Raw genomic sequence first — 16,269 nt, 5'->3', positions numbered from 1 at the left:
CTTACTGCGCTTTGACTGAGCGCCAGACAAGTCAGGAATATCGCCATGCCATTGGCATAGCCCTGATGCATTAATCACGGTACTATTCACTAGCGTCTGTTACTGGATCGCCTATTATTTTTGCTGATTTTGTAAATACATCAAATGGTGCTGAATGGTGCTGATTCGACACGATCAGGTATTACCACGATATTTTCTCAGGTCAGACCGCTATGGATTTGCTTGTTACTAATGACGTAATCGCTTGCTGGGAGGATGAACTTCCTTTCCTGCAGGGCATACCGCGTCTGGACAAGATGGTGACATTGGCATGGCACTTACGACAGCGTGACGCGCAGCGAGCAGTCTTGCTGGCAGACGATGCTGATGCAATGATGAACTATGTCTTATCCGACGACCAGGCATTAGCCTACAGCGCAGGTGCCGCTGCCCGGGCGCGCTTGCTGCTGGTCAGAGCGGAAGCATTATGGCTGTACGCTAAGTTCGATGAAGCAGAACGCCTCGCTACACAGGCTTTGCAGGCGTTTTCCGCAATTGATGCTGCTCACGCCGTTGAGCGCGAACAAGGTAGTAGCGATGCGCACTATTTGATGGCCGCCATTGCGCATAACCGTGGTCAGATCACCACCCTGGTTGAGCAATTAGAGCTGGCGATTGCCCATGCACAAATGTGCCGCGATGCCGACCGTGAAGCGATGGCAAATGCGTTTCTGGCGACGCAAATGATTTTTCGTGATTTACCCAAAGCCATAGAGCGCTGGAATACCCGCTACAAAACCGAACTCGACGATCCGCGTCCCATCGTCGCAGCCTGTGCGCAAGAATATTTTTTCTATGTGGGGTCGTTATCGAGTGATTTTGGCAATGCAATTTCGCATGCCATACTAGCCTATGAATTTTGTCTCAACTATGGCGAACTCAGGCGTGCCGTGACCTTACTCAGCAATATCGGTGATGGTTTTAATAGCCTGAACGATCATCAGGCCGCATTGCAATGGCTGCAAACAGCGCATGACCTGGCGAAACCCAAAGCATGGCCAGCCAATGTCGGCGGCACTCTGGTGCAGATGGCTGAAACCATGCGCAGGCTGGGGCGTTTTGATGCTGCCAAAGAATTGCTGAGCGATGCGCTGGAGACGCTGGCACCGATGTCAGAGGCCAGGATCTATTTGATGGCTTTGCGTTATCAGGGCGATTTGTCACTTGACCTCGGTGATAACGAACAAGCACTGGTATCTTTTCGCTTATTGCAGGAAAAAGCAGACGCGCGCGATCAGCTGGATTTCAGAATCGGCTCACGGCGCGGACAGGCTCGCGCCTTATCCTTGCTTGGACAGCCTCAAGAGGCGATCAATATTGCTGAACATGCTCTGATGCTGGCTAAGTACAGCAAAGATAATTATCGCCGGATTGATGTATTGCGTGTGCTGGCGGCGATTCATATGCGGGACAGTTTGCCTGCGCCTGCGGACATGAGTGCGCCCAGCGCGCCGCTGCATTATCTTCAGCAAGCCCTGGATTTAGCGGCCAACATCAGTGGCTACAACGTCACCGGTGAACTGCTCGACGAAGTCGCTGATGCGCAGGCTGCGATTGGCCATTTTGAAGAGGCGTTTAACCTCAGTCGTCTGGCGATCAGTTCACGCGAAAAAATTCATACCCAGGAAGCGACCAACCGTGCCACTGCCATGCAGATCAGTCATCAGACCGAACGCATGCGTGCCGAAGGCGAGCATTTACGTGAACTCGCCAACGCAGAAGCAGAAAGGGCGGAAGTTTTACAGCAATCGAGTGCCATTCTGGAGCGTCTTGGTCAGGTCGGTCAGGAGATTACCGGTAGTCTGGACGCGAATGCTGTATTCCAGGCACTCAACCGTCATGTCCATGGTTTGCTGCATGTCACGGCATTCGTGATCTACCTGATGGATGCTGACCAGCAAAGTATGACCTCTGCTTATGGTGTAGAAAATGGTGAGCCGATTGCACCGGATACGGTGTATATGTCGAGCATGGTGTCAAACTCGGTACGCTGTATCAAGCAGCGCCGCGATATCCTGGTTGAGATCTCCCCGGGGAACGAGATCCCTGGCCTGATTCCCGGCACGGAGCCGGTATTAAGTACCTTGTTTGCTCCGCTGATGAGTGCTGATACGGTACTTGGTGTGATGACCATCCAGTCCTCACGTGAGCATGCGTATGGCGAAAGAGAACGTATGATTTTTCGTACTCTGTGTGCTTATGGCGCGATTGCTCTGGCCAACGCCGATGCCTACCAGCGACTCACCCAGACGCAGGAGCATCTGGTCGCACAGGAAAAACTCGCGGCACTGGGTTCCCTTGTTGCCGGGGTCGCGCATGAGCTGAATACACCAATCGGTAACTGCCTGCTAGTCGCCTCCACCTTGCAGGATAGTACCAATACGCTGGTACAAAAACTTGCCCTGCAAAGTTTACGCCGGTCGGATTTAAGTCAGTTTTGTGAAGAGGCCAAGCTTTCTGCCGATATCATGATGCGTGGCCTCAGCAGTGCTGCGACGCTGGTCAGCAGCTTTAAGCAGGTCGCAGTTGACCGCACCTCAGAACATCGTCGTCCGTTTGAATTGCACCAGGTGGTACACGACATCATTGCGACTTTGAATATACGGATTGCGCATGCCGGACATATGGTGATGCAGGACATTCCTATGGGCATTCGCATGGACAGTTATCCCGGCTCGCTGGGACAGGTGATTACCAATTTGATTGAAAATGCGATTCTGCATGCATTTGACCTGCGCGGTCCCGGCAAACTCAGGATCAGCGCAACCCGTCCTGAGCCTCATCGGGTGCTGATTCAGTTTGCGGATAACGGTGTCGGTATTCCTGAAGAAAATCTGAAGCGCATTTTTGACCCGTTTTTTACAACCAAACTCGGGCAAGGTGGCAGTGGACTGGGTCTGAACATTTGCTACAACATCGTCACATCGATCCTGCACGGACATATCACGGTCAAAAGTGTACTCAGTGAAGGCACCAGTTTTTATCTGGATTTGCCGCTGGAAGTATGACGCCGTCGCCGGCAGCGTCACTTTAGTATTTTTCCCGCAGAACTGAAATCCAACTGCCCCAGTTACCTCACTCACCTGATCGCATAACCGTATAGTCCTATGACAGTACGTTGATTGGTACTGTCATAGGCAATCAGTTTACCGTAGCCGTTCCATCTCAGTTTCCGTGATTACTTCGCGCTTTTCCGGTGCGGTTTTGCTGCGTCGGGTTTGCGGTCGGTCTTATATTTTGCGGCCGGTTTGCTACGTGGTTTTTCTGTTGCGAATGCCGGTTTTTTCGGTGCTGAGTTGGTGAACTCCGATGGTTTTTCAGCAGATTCGCTGATATCCAGCTGCTTGCCTGCCACCCAGACCGTTTTCAATTGCTTCAATAATTCTTTCGGCATACCCTGTGGCAGATCGAGCAAACTGTAGTGATCAAAAATCTCGATACGGCCGATATGTTTGGCTTCCAGGCCTGCCTCATTGGCAATCGCGCCGACAATATTGGACGGCGTTACGGCGTGAGTACGACCGACCTCAATACGATAACTTTGGGTCGGTGCAATCGCTTTCGCAGGGCGGTCTTTTTTTGATTTGGCCGGACGCTCTGCGACATCGCTGTGTTTGTCAGCAAAACGGTCATCACGTGGATCCGCATGTACAGCGCGCTCTACAGTACTATCGAGTTTGCTGGCTCGCGGTTTGATGGCGCGTTCAGGTGCTGCTGCCGGGGCACTTCTGCTTGCTGGTGCTTTGCTGGCGGCACCGTCTGCATGAATGCGTAACTGCTGGCCTGCAACACGAACAGACTGTAACTGGTCCAGCGTGGACTGCGGTAAGTCCTGCGGCAAATCGAGTACGCTATAGTCATCATAGATTTCGATGCGACCGATATTTTTTGAATCAAGATTTGCTTCGTTCGCGATCGCTCCGACGATATTGCCCGGCTTCACGCCATGGGCATAGCCGACTTCGATACGGAAGGTACGCATGCCAGGATCGGCTTCGCGGATGATGCGTTCTTTTGGCTCATAGCCGGGACGCGGGCCACGCTCACTGCGTTCAAATCGGTCACCCCTGTCATTGCGGTCGCCACGCTCAGGGCGGTCAAATTTTGTTTGTGCTGCGCGTTCTTTGTCCCAGCTATCGTCGCCGGCTACTTTTTTATTTTTATCGAGCAGCAGGGGTTCGTTACCACGCGCCATTTTTGCTAAGGCAGCCGCGATTTCTATTGCCGGAATATTGTTTTCCTGTTCGTAGTCTTCGATGACTGACTGAAATAATTCGAGTTCGCCGAGAGCGATCGTTGCGGTGATCTGCTCTTTGAAACGGGCGATTCTGACATCATTGACGGCCTGAATCGTTGGTAATTCCAGTGGTGAAATAGGTTGGCGTGTAGAGCGCTCGATGGCCTTGAGCAAATTCTTTTCGCGCGGTGTGATAAACAAAATCGCCTCGCCGCTACGACCGGCGCGGCCAGTACGACCGATACGGTGGGTATAGCTTTCCGGATCATGCGGTACGTCGTAGTTGACCACATGGCTGATACGCTCCACGTCCAGACCACGGGCAGCAACGTCGGTCGCTACCAGGATATCGATCTTGCCATCTTTGAGTTGTTGTATCGTGCGCTCACGTTGCTGTTGCTGGACGTCGCCGTTGATCGCTGCGACAGAGAAGCCTCTTGCTTCGAGTTTGCTGGCGAGTTCTTCTGTGCCGAGTTTGGTACGCGAAAAAATAATCATCCCGTCGAAGGTTTCCGCCTCCAGAATCCGCGTCAGGGCATCAAGCTTATGCATACCGCTGACCAGCCAATAGCGCTGACGGATATTGTCTGCAGTGCCGGTTTTGGCCGCGACGGTAATTTCAGCAGGCTTGTTCAGATAGGTCTGGGCAATCCGTTTGATCACCGACGGCATGGTTGCCGAAAACAAGGCAGTCTGGCGCGTCTCAGGTGTCTCTTGCAAAATCCGTTCGACATCGTCGATAAAACCCATACGCAGCATTTCGTCGGCTTCGTCCAGCACCAGTGTCTTGAGCTTGGATAAGTCGAGCGAACCTTTATCCAGATGGTCAATAACACGGCCTGGCGTACCTACTACGACGTGCACACCGCGACGCAACGCGGATAATTGCGGACCGTAACTCTGGCCGCCGTAAATAGGCAAGACATGAAAGCCGGGGATATGTGTCGCATAACGCTGAAACGCTTCTGCAACCTGAATCGCGAGCTCGCGGGTCGGTGCCAACACCAGTGCCTGCGGCGAGGTTTGCTTGATATCGATACGGGACAAAATCGGCAAAGCAAAGGCCGCAGTTTTTCCGGTACCGGTCTGCGCTTGTCCCAGTACATCGCGATTCGCGAGCAAAGGCGGGATGGTCGCCGCCTGAATCGGTGACGGTGCTTCGTAGCCAACTTCTCTGAGGGCACGCAATAAGGGCTCGCTCAGGTGTAAATCGGAAAATAAGGGGATGGGTGTGTCAGACATGGCGTTCTCAGCAATTCACGTTAGGGCTCGTATCGCAAATGCGAAACAATATGGCGCGTAGTTTACTCTCTTGCGCTGCGAAAGGGCTGAGAATATGGCCGGGAAGCAGCTTACTACGCGGAAAATACGCTTAAATCGAGCTGAAATAGCCTATTCGACTGCAAAAATGGGTTTTTGCCAGTTCAGATGGAGCAATAAAAAGCCCGGGAAATTAAGTCCCGGGCGGTTCTTTTTATCTACATAAGTCCGGATAAGACTGGACAAATTTGGCTAAAAATGGATGTCGCCATCCACTAATCCGGATTAGCTACCCTCGGTAAACACATATTCATGCTGACCGTCACGCGTGATCAGGACGCGCTTGCCCTGGCGTTCACCGACCACCATTTCAAAGCCAAGCCGGGTCGGTTCTGTTGTGATGAAGGAGATACTGCCATCATCGTTTTTGCGGGACGCAACGACGCTTTTCCATTCACCAAAATCAAAGATGGTATCGCGCCCTTTTTTACTCACGATGAGTTCGCCGAGTTCAGGACTTTGGTAACGTTTTGCCAGTTTGCTGACAGGCTGCGTTGCTGCAGGGATTACGAGACGATCGCGGAACTGCGCCAATCCTGCTTTGGTGGTTGCGACGGCCGCCTTGATGTCGGCGGCAGCTTCGGGTTTGCCATCAAAAACGATTTCCATAAAACGGCGCATGAACGGACGTAGCAGACGACCTCCCTCATCCGAGTTCGTCAGAAGAGCCACACCGATGCCGCTGTCCGGTAATAAGTAAAAGTTACTTTTGAAGCCAAACATACTACCGCCGTGGAATAGTATCGGTACGCCCCAGGCGACTTCGGTCTCTAATCCCATGCCGTAGGTCGCGTTCTCGCCGACATTGACTTGCGGCTGACGGCGCGCCAGCACATTGTCAGCAGAAATATATTGTTTACCGTTCTCGACTTTGCCCGTGTCCGCCTCAAACTTGACGTAGCGGATAAAGTCATGCGCCGTGGTCCAGACACCGCCAGCCGGACGATGCGGCATGATGGAATAATTCATTTCCATGCCTGCCAGTGCGGTCTTGCCATTCACGTCCATGCCGTGCGGACTGGCGTGATTGCCTTTGAGTGCTTTTGCCATGTCAAAGGTCGTGGATGACATACCCAGCGGGTCAAAAATCCGTTTTTGCATCGCCAGATCATAGGCCGCACCCAGTGGCATTTCCGGATACGCGAGATGACCACCGATATAGCCAGCGGCTGATGCCATCAGATTATTGTATTGAAAAATATCGCCAAAACCACTGGTCGGTTTATTCGTAGCGAGCAGTGCCAGCGAGCTTTCTGGTGTCGCATTTTTGTATTCAAATATCCATTCCAGATCTTGTCGTGGCAATCCGGTACAGGCGCAGATCAGATGTTTGAATAAGACTTTTTGCGTGGTCTCCGCATCACCGAGTTTGAAGCCCGGATACAATTGCGTGACGGGCTGATCCCATTTCAATTTGCCTTCATCCGCCAGACTCGACAGCATCAGGGTACTCATGCCCTTGGTATTCGACGCGGCCATAAACAAGGTATTGGCATCCACCGGTGCGGGCTTACCTAATTCGCGTACCCCGACGCCGCCTTCATAGACCACTTTGCCGCCATCAAGTACGGCGAACGAGGCACCCGGCACACCTAGCTGCTTCATAGAATCGCTGAGAAAACTGCGTAATAAGGCAACTCGTGAGGCATCCATATGATGTGGCGTGCGACCGGCAAACGACTCGCGGGTGTAGCCGGCAGGACGCACGCTTTGGACAATCAGCGAAATCGCTGCGCCGCGTTTTTCAAAAGTTTGTTCTGACCCGTCCAGCAGTACAACGCTCCATTGTTTGCCGCGACGATGGGCGATTGCCTCGATCACGATACGCTCATTGGGCGATGTTTCGTAGTCACTGACTTTGCGCTCTTCCCAGCCATCTTTGGCGGCCCGGTTGGTAACCAGATTGACCGGATGTTTTTCGCCAGGTTTATATTGCAGCCAGGCCGCCTTGACGGCAGCCGCCGCATTCTCCGCCTCCAGATCAATCAGCGCGACGTGAGTATCTGCTTCAGGCGCATCGAGTACCAGCATATTGCTGTCGCGCCGCACGCTCCAGTCGCGCGGTCCGGTGACTTGCGTACCAATTTGTGTGACCAGCCCCAGATCCTGTTCGAGCTTGCCGATATGCACCTGGCTGGGGGCGGCTTTGCCCGTTGTTGCTGGTGCTACGTCTGCGGCAAAAACATACTGAGCCGGCGTGGCAATGGTCAGAGACGATGCGAGTAACAGACTGGATAAGTGCAGATGTTTCATGTAACTCTCCTCAAAGAAGGGATGGGTTATACGGATAAATTAGTAACTTTTTGATAATACAATAAATTCGTCCGTGCACTATAGATTTTTGCGTCGGGTGAGTCGCTGGATGTTTGAGCCAAAAGAGTGAGAATAATTCAGTCGACACAGCCACCCCGAACAGACACAATACATCCGCCAAATGGCAAAAAAGTCTACATAACAGGCGACACCAAGGCCAGCAGACAAAGTCGCGAAATTGATTTGATTCATCAAAGGAGATCCCATGACATCGAACACAAAATTGATCGTACTGGCTGGCTTCAGCGTTGCCAGTTTATTCTTGAGCACAACAGCCTCAGCACAAAGTACCGGTCTGACCCGTACTCTGGTCACCAAGGCCGATGTATCTGTGCCCGGGCGTGAAGCTGTCATCGCCAGGGTTGAGGTTGCACCGGGCGGCGTGTCTGGCTGGCATACCCATCCCGGCGACGAGATCAGCTACGTCAATGAAGGCGAGACCGAACTGATGGTTGCAGGTCAGGCTACCCGCGTCGTTAAAGCGGGTGAAGGCTTTGTGATACCCGCAGGTGTCGCTCATAACGCCAGAAACGCTGGCACAGTAGCCGCCAGGCTGACCGGTGTATACGTCGTTGAAAAAGGTCAGCCCCTGGCAAGTCCCGCCGCCGCACCGGCCAAATAGGCATCGTCAACAGGCCTTCCGCATGGGGACAAACCAGCGGGAGGCGATCAGGCTGAACATCCGAATACCGCTACCTTCATGCAGTATTTAACAATCTAAAGCAGGCAGGCCCAGCGCCCAATCATTTCGCGGCTCTTAAGGCAGAGCGGCTGGAGAGGCGCATAAACAGTGCGCGTTGGCCGGGGTGGTTTTTAAAATGCTGAACGATCATCTTGATCTGGCTTGACGCCTTCAACAAATTTCTCATAAGCAAGGAACAAAATCAGGCAAAGCGCGTCTAATAGCGCTCGGCCATGGTGCGAACGAATAATCATCACAAATCGCATTGGCAGGAAATACCCTCTGAAGAAGTCAAAGCAAGAATTAAAACTCAGAATCCAACATAAAACACCGACATAAACATCCAACAGCCTTATCCCAACATCTTATTTATCCTGTTTAAAGGAATTTTCCGATGCGACTGCTATGCGTAGTAATGGGTTCACTATTGATTGCCTCCACCTTGCCAGTTCATGTAGCTCGTGCAGCTCAGGCCGCGGAGGAGCGTGCCGACCTCGATCTGGTCACAAAATTACGCGATGAAGAGATGAGCCGCTCTAAGGTCATGGAGACGCTGGGCGTGCTGACCGATGAACTGGGGCCGCGCCTGACGGGATCGCCAGGATTAAAAAAAGTGGGCGACTGGGCAAAGACACGGCTGTCGGACTGGGGATTGCAGAATGTACATACCGAGAGCTTTGCACCGTTTGGCCGTAGCTGGACTTTAGAACACGCAAGTTTGCGCATGGTGACACCGGATAAGCTCGATATCGTGGCAATTCCCAAAGCCTGGACACCTGGTACCGATGGTGCGCACAAGGGCAAGCTGGTATATGCCAAATTAGCGGCGGAAGAGGATCTGGCGAAATGGAAGGGTAAGCTGGCAGGTGCAATCGTCATGCTGGATGAACCGCAGGCGACTAAGCCGCATAGTAAAGCGGATGCGACTCGCTATACGGATGAGCAATTGGAGGAGCTGGTCAAAATCGATCTGGATGCGGCACCATCGCGTCGCGCTGAGTTGGCGATGATCGTTAAGCAATTGGAATTTCGTAAAAAACTCATGCCTTTCCTGATGGAAGAAAAAGTGCTGGCCACGCTAAACTGGTCGCGCGGCGAGGACGGTACGATTTTTGTTCAGGGTGGCGGTTCGTATAAAAAGGGTGAAGTCACCGGCCCAGCCAATCTGGTGGTGATGGCGGAGAGTTATAACCGGCTGTATCGTCTGGTAGAGAAGAAAAAAGATGTCGAGCTGGAAGTCGATGTCAAAGTCAGTTTTACTGATGAAGACCCGGCCGCAGCTATCAGCGTTTTGGCGGAAATCCCGGGTACCGATAAAAAAGATGAAATCGTAATGCTAGGCGGGCATCTTGATTCATGGCATGGCGCAACCGGCGCAACAGACAATGCGGCTGGCGTCGCCGTGGCGATGGAAGCCGTGCGTATGTTGAAGGCAATCGGTTTCAAGCCACGCCGGACGATACGCATCGCTTTATGGGGTGGTGAAGAACAAGGGCTGCTGGGATCGCGAGCCTATGTCAGTCAGTGGATTGCGGCACGTCCTGAATCGACCGATCCCAAAGAAAAAGAGATGCCGTCATTTTTACGTAAATCAACGGGACCATTGAGCATCAAACCGATGCACGGGAAAATTTCAGCCTACTTCAATCTCGATAATGGCGGCGGCAAGATCCGTGGTGTATATGGCGAGAATAATGCCGCAGTCAAACCGATTTTTGATGCCTGGTTAGCGCCGTTTCATGACCTGGGTGCGACTACCACAAGCTTGCGTAAAACGGGGAGCACGGATCACGTGAGTTTTGATGCGGTGGGCGTGCCGGGCTTTCAGTTTATCCAGGATGAGATGGACTACATGACACGGACGCATCATACCAATATGGACGTCTACGATAAAGTCCAGAAGGGTGATCTGATGCAGGCATCTCTGATTATGGCAAGCTTCGTCGCGCATACAGCAAACCGTAATGAGTTACTACCTCGCAAGCCTATGCCGCAAGATCCGCCTAAGGATATCGCAAAAGATACAGCTAAAGATACAGCTAAAGAGTCAACCAAAGACGACGCCAAAGATGCGACGAAATCATAGCCAGAACTGTTTTGAGTAAGCGCGTTTAGAAAATAAATTGAACCAGTAAGTTTGGAAAGTTAATTTGGTAAATGAGGAGCAAGCCCTGCCAAAACCTGACCTGCTGAACAGGACTTTGCTCATTCCTGAAAGGACGACACCGATGAACGATTATTTACCAGTTAATTGTGAATTCCATGACGTACTGGAATCCCTCGCGACCAGGCGAAAGCGTATTGTTGTCCACTATCATGCAGGTGACGGCAGCTTGCGCAGCGCGGAATCGGTAATTACCGATGTGTTCGCGAAATCCGGTGCCGACTGGCTGTCGCTGGACGGCGTAACGACGGTGCGACTCGATCATATTCACTCTGTTGATGGTATTGCCAGGAAGGACTTTGATTAAATACGTCATCTGAATCTGATGAATGTCATCCCATCTAATCTCAGCAAAGCGCCGCCTTAACCGCTCCTTATAGATCCATCATACATCCATGAAAAAAAGCACTTTTCCTATTCTTAAAACTTTCACTTTCAGTTGCTTGCTCGCTGCGGGTTTGCCTGCACATGCAGAGACTGCCAACCCACTGGTCGAAGAGGCGCCATTGCGGGCGCATCTGGCTTTGTTATCTTCTGATCTGTTTGAAGGTCGTGGCACAGGGCAGCGTGGCGGCGATCTGACCGTCGCCTATCTTGAGGCGCAGGCAATGGCAATGGGGCTGCAAGCCGCGAATGGCAAGGATTTTAAACAGGCAGTCAAGATCGCCGGCGTCAAGGCACAGCCACTACTAAGTACATTGCATATCAACGTCAATGGCCGGTCACTCAATCTGACATTTGGTGATGACTGGGTCTGGAACACGGGAGGTGGCAAGGCGCAGCGACAATTTGATCATCCGCTGGTTTTTGTCGGCTATGGCATCACGGCACCGGAAGAACAATGGGACGATTACAAAGGGGTGGATGTCAAAGACAAGATCCTCGTGATGATGGTCAATGATCCGCAACCCACCGCCGAACAGCCGGATCGCTTTGGCGGTAAGGCACTGACGTATTACGGGCGCTGGACATACAAATATGAAGAAGCCAAGCGACGCGGTGCCGCCGGTGTTTTGCTGATACACACAGACGCCTCGGCAGGCTACGGCTGGTCTGTTGTGAAAAACGGAGGCGTGAGCGAACACTTTCAATTAGCATCGAGCGAAGGCGGCACTGGTCTGCAAGGCTGGATTACCGAGACCTCGGCGCGTAGCTTATTTGCGGTAACTGGTAAGGATCTGGACAGCCTGCGTATAGCGGCTGAACGTCCTGATTTCGTCCCTGTCGTTTTACCCGCATTCGTCAGGGGCGAGGCAAAATCGACAGTACGCCAGTTAGTACAATTTAACGTAGCAGGTATCGTCCCCGGCACTGATCCGGTATTAAAAAATGAGCTGGTAATTTACAGCGCACATTGGGATCACCTCGGCAAACAAGAGGGCAGCGGCGATGTGATTTATAACGGCGCGATTGATAATGGTTCTGGCACTGCGGCTTTACTGGCAATGGCGAAGGCAAGCGTGGCAAAACCTGCCAGACGTAGCCAGATGTTTTTATGGGTCGCGGCCGAAGAGCAAGGTTTGCTGGGCAGTGCGGCATATACAGCGAATCCGCTCTGGCCGCTGGCAAAGACTGCGGCGAATCTGAATCTCGATACACTGAATTTTGTCGGGCCTACCCGAGATATCAGCGCCCAGGGTAGCGAGCGCACCGAGCTGGCAACAATCGCAGCTAAAGTCGCCAAAGAGATGTCGCTACAGGTTGCCCCAGCCAGAATTGATACGGCCGGTGGTTATTTCCGCAGTGATCATTTTAATTTTGCCAAAGCGGGTGTGCCGGCTTTTTCGGTCGGGAGTGGTCGTGACTATTCACATGATCCGCAAGCCTCCGCAGAAAAAGCCCGAGCTTACGGCAAACGTTATCATCAGGTGACCGATGAATATGATCCTGCCTGGGATTTATCTGGCATGGTGCAGCAGGCGCAATTTACTTTAAATCTGGGACGAGAAATTGCCAACGCAGCGACCATGCCACTCTGGAAAAAAGACGACCCGTTTGCTAAATCCCGGCAATAGCGATGCTAAGTCAGGACTGAGAAAACGACAGTTTTCTTACTACCATAGACATTGAACCCGCAGGCTGGATGCGGTTTTGAGCGGTATTCTTTGTCTCTTTGGTGAGATTTTTTTGTATAAATCCTTTAAATAGAAATCCTGAACATAATTGACTCTGGCAATAAAAAAGCCTGCATAGGGTGCGCTACGCAGGCTAAAAAAATGCTGAGTTTGGTCACCTGATCCAGACCCAGCACAGGGAAGAGAATCTATACGCGATCAGCGCTCATCGTATCTGTGATCGGCTGTGCCGGTTTGCGACGACGGCCCCTCAGCAGCAGCGCCACTAATTTTTTCAGGCTACGGTAGATCAGACGTAAGAATGTCAGTGTGAATAGCGCCTCCAGCATGGTCATCGCGAATCCTGATACAGCGTTGTAGCGCTCCATCCGTGCATGCATCTTGATCATCATGCGATCGCGGGCGATCTCGATGCTGTCGTAAAAAGTGGGTACGATCAGCAGCGTCAGAATTGTTGAGGTGATCGTGCCACCGATAATCGCGATAGCCAGCGGACGGTAGAATTCGCCGCCTTCTCCGAGGCCTAAGGCAACAGGCGTCATGCCGGCAATCAGTGCAAAGGTTGTCATCAGGATAGGACGCAGACGTACACGGCCTGCCTGCATTAACGCATCCTCACGGTTCATCCCTTCAGACTCATTCTTACGTGCTGCATCGAGTAACAGAATCGCATTTTTCGCAACTAGTCCCATCAGCATGATGATGCCAATGAAGCTCATCAGGTTCAGTGTGCTGCCCGTCACCAGCAAAGCCAGTACCACGCCGATTAATGACAAAGGCAGGGATAGCATGACACCCAGAGGTGCGGTAAAAGAGCCAAACTGAATGACCAGAATCAGATACATCAAACCGATACCGGACAACAGTGCAATCAGCATGGCGCCGAATACTTCTTCCTGATCCTGACCTGAGCCGCCCAGTGACAGGCCATAGCCTGGCGGGTAGTTAAAGGATTTAGCCAGTTTCATCGCGTCTTCAATGACTTCACCGTTGGAGCGACCCTGGGCGTTTGCAGATACGGTAATCGTACGCTTGCCGTTGGCATGCTCAATCCCGGATGGTCCCTTGCCCATACTGATGGTAGCAATCTGGTCGAGCGGGATCATCTGATTGGTGCCTGTCACAGCGATAGGCAGGCGTTCGATATTTTCTTTACTGACCCGGTCATCCGGATGCAGACGCACTGCGACGTCACGGGTTTCACCGGTAGGGTCGACCCAGTCACCGACTTCAATACCGGCGAAAGCGACCCGCAAAGCCTGTGCTGCATCGTTGGATGAAATACCCATGGAGTTGGCGAGGCCGCGATTGAGTTCGATCTTCAGTTCTTTTTTCGGATCTTGTTCAGACAAACCGATGTCCACAGCGCCTGGTACCTGCCTTAATTTATCCATGTAGGCGCTGGTGATTTCTAATAACTTGCGCGAATCAGGGCCGGTGAAGTCAATTTGTACTGGCTTACGCGCACCGTTATTCAGATCGTCAAGAACGACATATTCTGCACCGACCAGTGTCCGTACTTTTTCGCGTAATTCGACGGCGATTTCTTTGGCGGTACGTTTGCGCTCAGTTCGCTTGCCGATATCGACATAGATACGACCGCCGGCAGGGTTGATATTGCTATTGGTGTCCTTGGTCTCTGGCAGCGTACGGGCAATCGCTGCGGCACGTTCCATTTTCAGGCGGGCATATTCCAGTGAAGACGATGCCGGAGTGCGTACCTCGATCATCAGGTTACCTGAGTCTGCCGTTGGCAAAAAACTGGTACCGCCCCACTTCACTTGCAATCCCAGCGCACCGATCAGGCTGATCAGGGCAATCGCACCCATCCAGCGACGATGATGTAAGGCCCATGCAATCACATGGCCATAACGGTCTGACTGATGATCAAACCAGTCATTGAAGCGGGCGAGAACTTTGCTGATGCCTTTTTTCGGCGCGGTGTGATGATCGGCAGGATCACCCCAGTAAGCGGATAACATAGGATCGAGCGTGAATGAAATTCCCAGACTGACCAGGACAGAGCAAGTCACCGTCAGCGCAAAAGGGCGGAACCATTCACCAGGCATACCTGGCATAAACGCGACCGGAATAAAGACAGCAATGATAGAGAAGGTGGTTGCCGCTACTGCCAGGCCGATCTCCGCTGTCCCTTCAAGCGCTGCCGTGCGACGGTCAGAACCACGTTGCATATGACGTACGATGTTTTCTCTGACCACAATCGCATCATCGATCAGCACGCCAATTGCGAGTGACAAGCCCAGCAATGTCATAAAGTTCAGCGTAAAACCGCACAACCAGACAGCGATGAAGGCCGCGATCACGGAAGTCGGCAAACTCAGTGCCGTAATCAAAGTAGAGCGCCAGGAATTCAGGAATGCATACACTACAAAAATCGTTAAACCCGCACCGAGAATCAGGGACTCGATGACGTTGTTTAAACTATTTTGCGCGTCCTTACCGCCGTCACGGGTGATGTCGAGTTTGGTACCCAGTTGTTCTTTTTCCAGATCCTTATTGATCTCTTTCACCGCCTCGCGTACTGACTTGGCGACACTAACTGTGCTGGCATCACGGGAACGTGTAATCTGAATCCCGACATTCGGTTTACCGCTGCGGATACTTAAGCCGTTCACGTCGGCAAATCCGTCCTCAATCGTCGCTACTTGTGCCAGACGCACAATCTGATCGCCGTTACGTTTGACGACGATGCCCTGAAATTCTTCCGGTGATTCGATTCGTCCCACCAGACGGATGCTTTCTTCATCCAGTGTGCCGCGTACTTTACCGACCGGTGCATTAGTATTTTGTGCGCGCAATGCACCGACTACGTCGCTGACGGAGACATTGAATTCGCGTAATTTTTCTGCGCGTAACAGGACGGACAATTCGCGTTTCAATGAGCCGTTGACGATGACCGTGGCAACGCCACTGATGCCACGCAAGCGGTCGGCGAGTTTGTCTTCTGCAAGACGGGAAATCTCCGCATGAGTTTGCTTGCCCGATGACAGTGCCATATTAATGATCGGCTGTGCGGACGGATCCCAGCGCTGGATGATGGGTTCGCGCATTTCGCTCGGCAACTTGTAGCGCACACTGGAGATCACATTGCGTACTTCATCCGTTGCTTCGATCATGTTTTTCTTGAACGAAAACATCACGTCAAATTGTGCCGTACCTTCGCTTGCGCTGGCATAGACTTCGGTTGCGCCGGAGACGCTTTGCAGAGATTTTTCGATACGGTTGATGATTTCGCGTTCGACGGTGTCTGGCGACGCGCCGGGATAAGCGATGATGACGGACAAACCTGGTACTTCCACATCGGGATTCTGATTGACCCGCAATTTGGTCAGTGCCAGCAGCCCCAGCGCCATCAGGGCGACGATCAGGACGATGGTCGCGGTCGGCCTTTTAATACTGAAGTCGGATAAGAACATGA

8 protein-coding genes are annotated in these 16,269 nt (G+C 52.2%); 5 read left to right on the top strand and 3 right to left on the bottom strand.

Annotated features, from left to right (window positions below; all coding sequences use genetic code 11):
- The first annotated feature begins 212 nt into the window (after positions 1-212).
- Positions 213-3,047: an ATP-binding protein gene (locus tag ACO0K4_RS02980; RefSeq protein WP_422955106.1), complete on the top strand. Its 2,835-nt coding sequence runs from the start codon at positions 213-215 to the stop codon at positions 3,045-3,047.
- A gap of 170 nt (positions 3,048-3,217) precedes the next feature.
- Here ACO0K4_RS02980 and ACO0K4_RS02975 read toward each other — a convergent pair whose 3' ends face one another.
- Positions 3,218-5,518, bottom strand: coding sequence for a DEAD/DEAH box helicase (locus ACO0K4_RS02975; RefSeq protein WP_422955105.1), 2,301 nt, complete (start codon positions 5,516-5,518; stop codon positions 3,218-3,220).
- 303 nt (positions 5,519-5,821) lie between these two features.
- Positions 5,822-7,249 (bottom strand): serine hydrolase domain-containing protein, encoded by a 1,428-nt coding sequence (locus ACO0K4_RS02970; protein WP_422955426.1) that lies wholly within the window; start codon positions 7,247-7,249, stop codon positions 5,822-5,824.
- Positions 7,250-8,114: 865 nt separating this feature from the next.
- Between ACO0K4_RS02970 and ACO0K4_RS02965 the strand changes: the two genes are divergently transcribed.
- From ACO0K4_RS02965 to ACO0K4_RS02950, 4 genes are all read left to right on the top strand, one after another.
- The gene (locus ACO0K4_RS02965; RefSeq protein ID WP_422955104.1) at positions 8,115-8,531 is read left to right on the top strand and encodes a cupin domain-containing protein; all 417 of its coding nucleotides are present in this window, start codon (positions 8,115-8,117) and stop codon (positions 8,529-8,531) included.
- Between the two features lie 454 nt (positions 8,532-8,985).
- Complete coding sequence (locus ACO0K4_RS02960; RefSeq protein ID WP_422955103.1) at positions 8,986-10,677, top strand: M20/M25/M40 family metallo-hydrolase; 1,692 nt, start codon at positions 8,986-8,988, stop codon at positions 10,675-10,677.
- A 142-nt stretch (positions 10,678-10,819) separates the two neighbouring features.
- Positions 10,820-11,062, top strand: a complete 243-nt coding sequence (locus ACO0K4_RS02955; protein WP_422955102.1) for a hypothetical protein — start codon at positions 10,820-10,822, stop codon at positions 11,060-11,062.
- Positions 11,063-11,150: 88 nt separating this feature from the next.
- Positions 11,151-12,770, top strand: a complete 1,620-nt coding sequence (locus ACO0K4_RS02950; RefSeq protein WP_422955101.1) for a M28 family peptidase — start codon at positions 11,151-11,153, stop codon at positions 12,768-12,770.
- Between the two features lie 248 nt (positions 12,771-13,018).
- Here the strand turns inward: ACO0K4_RS02950 and ACO0K4_RS02945 are convergent, their stop codons facing one another.
- Positions 13,019-16,267, bottom strand: a complete 3,249-nt coding sequence (locus ACO0K4_RS02945; protein ID WP_422955100.1) for an efflux RND transporter permease subunit — start codon at positions 16,265-16,267, stop codon at positions 13,019-13,021.
- Between the last annotated feature and the right edge of the window lie 2 nt (positions 16,268-16,269).

Source organism: Undibacterium sp. RuTC16W, from assembly GCF_049339445.1.
GTDB lineage: Bacteria > Pseudomonadota > Gammaproteobacteria > Burkholderiales > Burkholderiaceae_D > Undibacterium.
Note: the sequence above shows the minus strand (reverse complement) of the source record. Positions and strands in the feature narration are given on the sequence as shown.

Coding starts and splice junctions, on each gene's coding strand:
- ACO0K4_RS02980 (WP_422955106.1), top strand. CDS start 213: ATGGATTTGCTTGTTACTAATGACGTAATCGCTTGCTGGGAGGATGAA.
- ACO0K4_RS02975 (WP_422955105.1), bottom strand. CDS start 5,518: ATGTCTGACACACCCATCCCCTTATTTTCCGATTTACACCTGAGCGAG.
- ACO0K4_RS02970 (WP_422955426.1), bottom strand. CDS start 7,249: ATGGATGCCTCACGAGTTGCCTTATTACGCAGTTTTCTCAGCGATTCT.
- ACO0K4_RS02965 (WP_422955104.1), top strand. CDS start 8,115: ATGACATCGAACACAAAATTGATCGTACTGGCTGGCTTCAGCGTTGCC.
- ACO0K4_RS02960 (WP_422955103.1), top strand. CDS start 8,986: ATGCGACTGCTATGCGTAGTAATGGGTTCACTATTGATTGCCTCCACC.
- ACO0K4_RS02955 (WP_422955102.1), top strand. CDS start 10,820: ATGAACGATTATTTACCAGTTAATTGTGAATTCCATGACGTACTGGAA.
- ACO0K4_RS02950 (WP_422955101.1), top strand. CDS start 11,151: ATGAAAAAAAGCACTTTTCCTATTCTTAAAACTTTCACTTTCAGTTGC.
- ACO0K4_RS02945 (WP_422955100.1), bottom strand. CDS start 16,267: ATGTTCTTATCCGACTTCAGTATTAAAAGGCCGACCGCGACCATCGTC.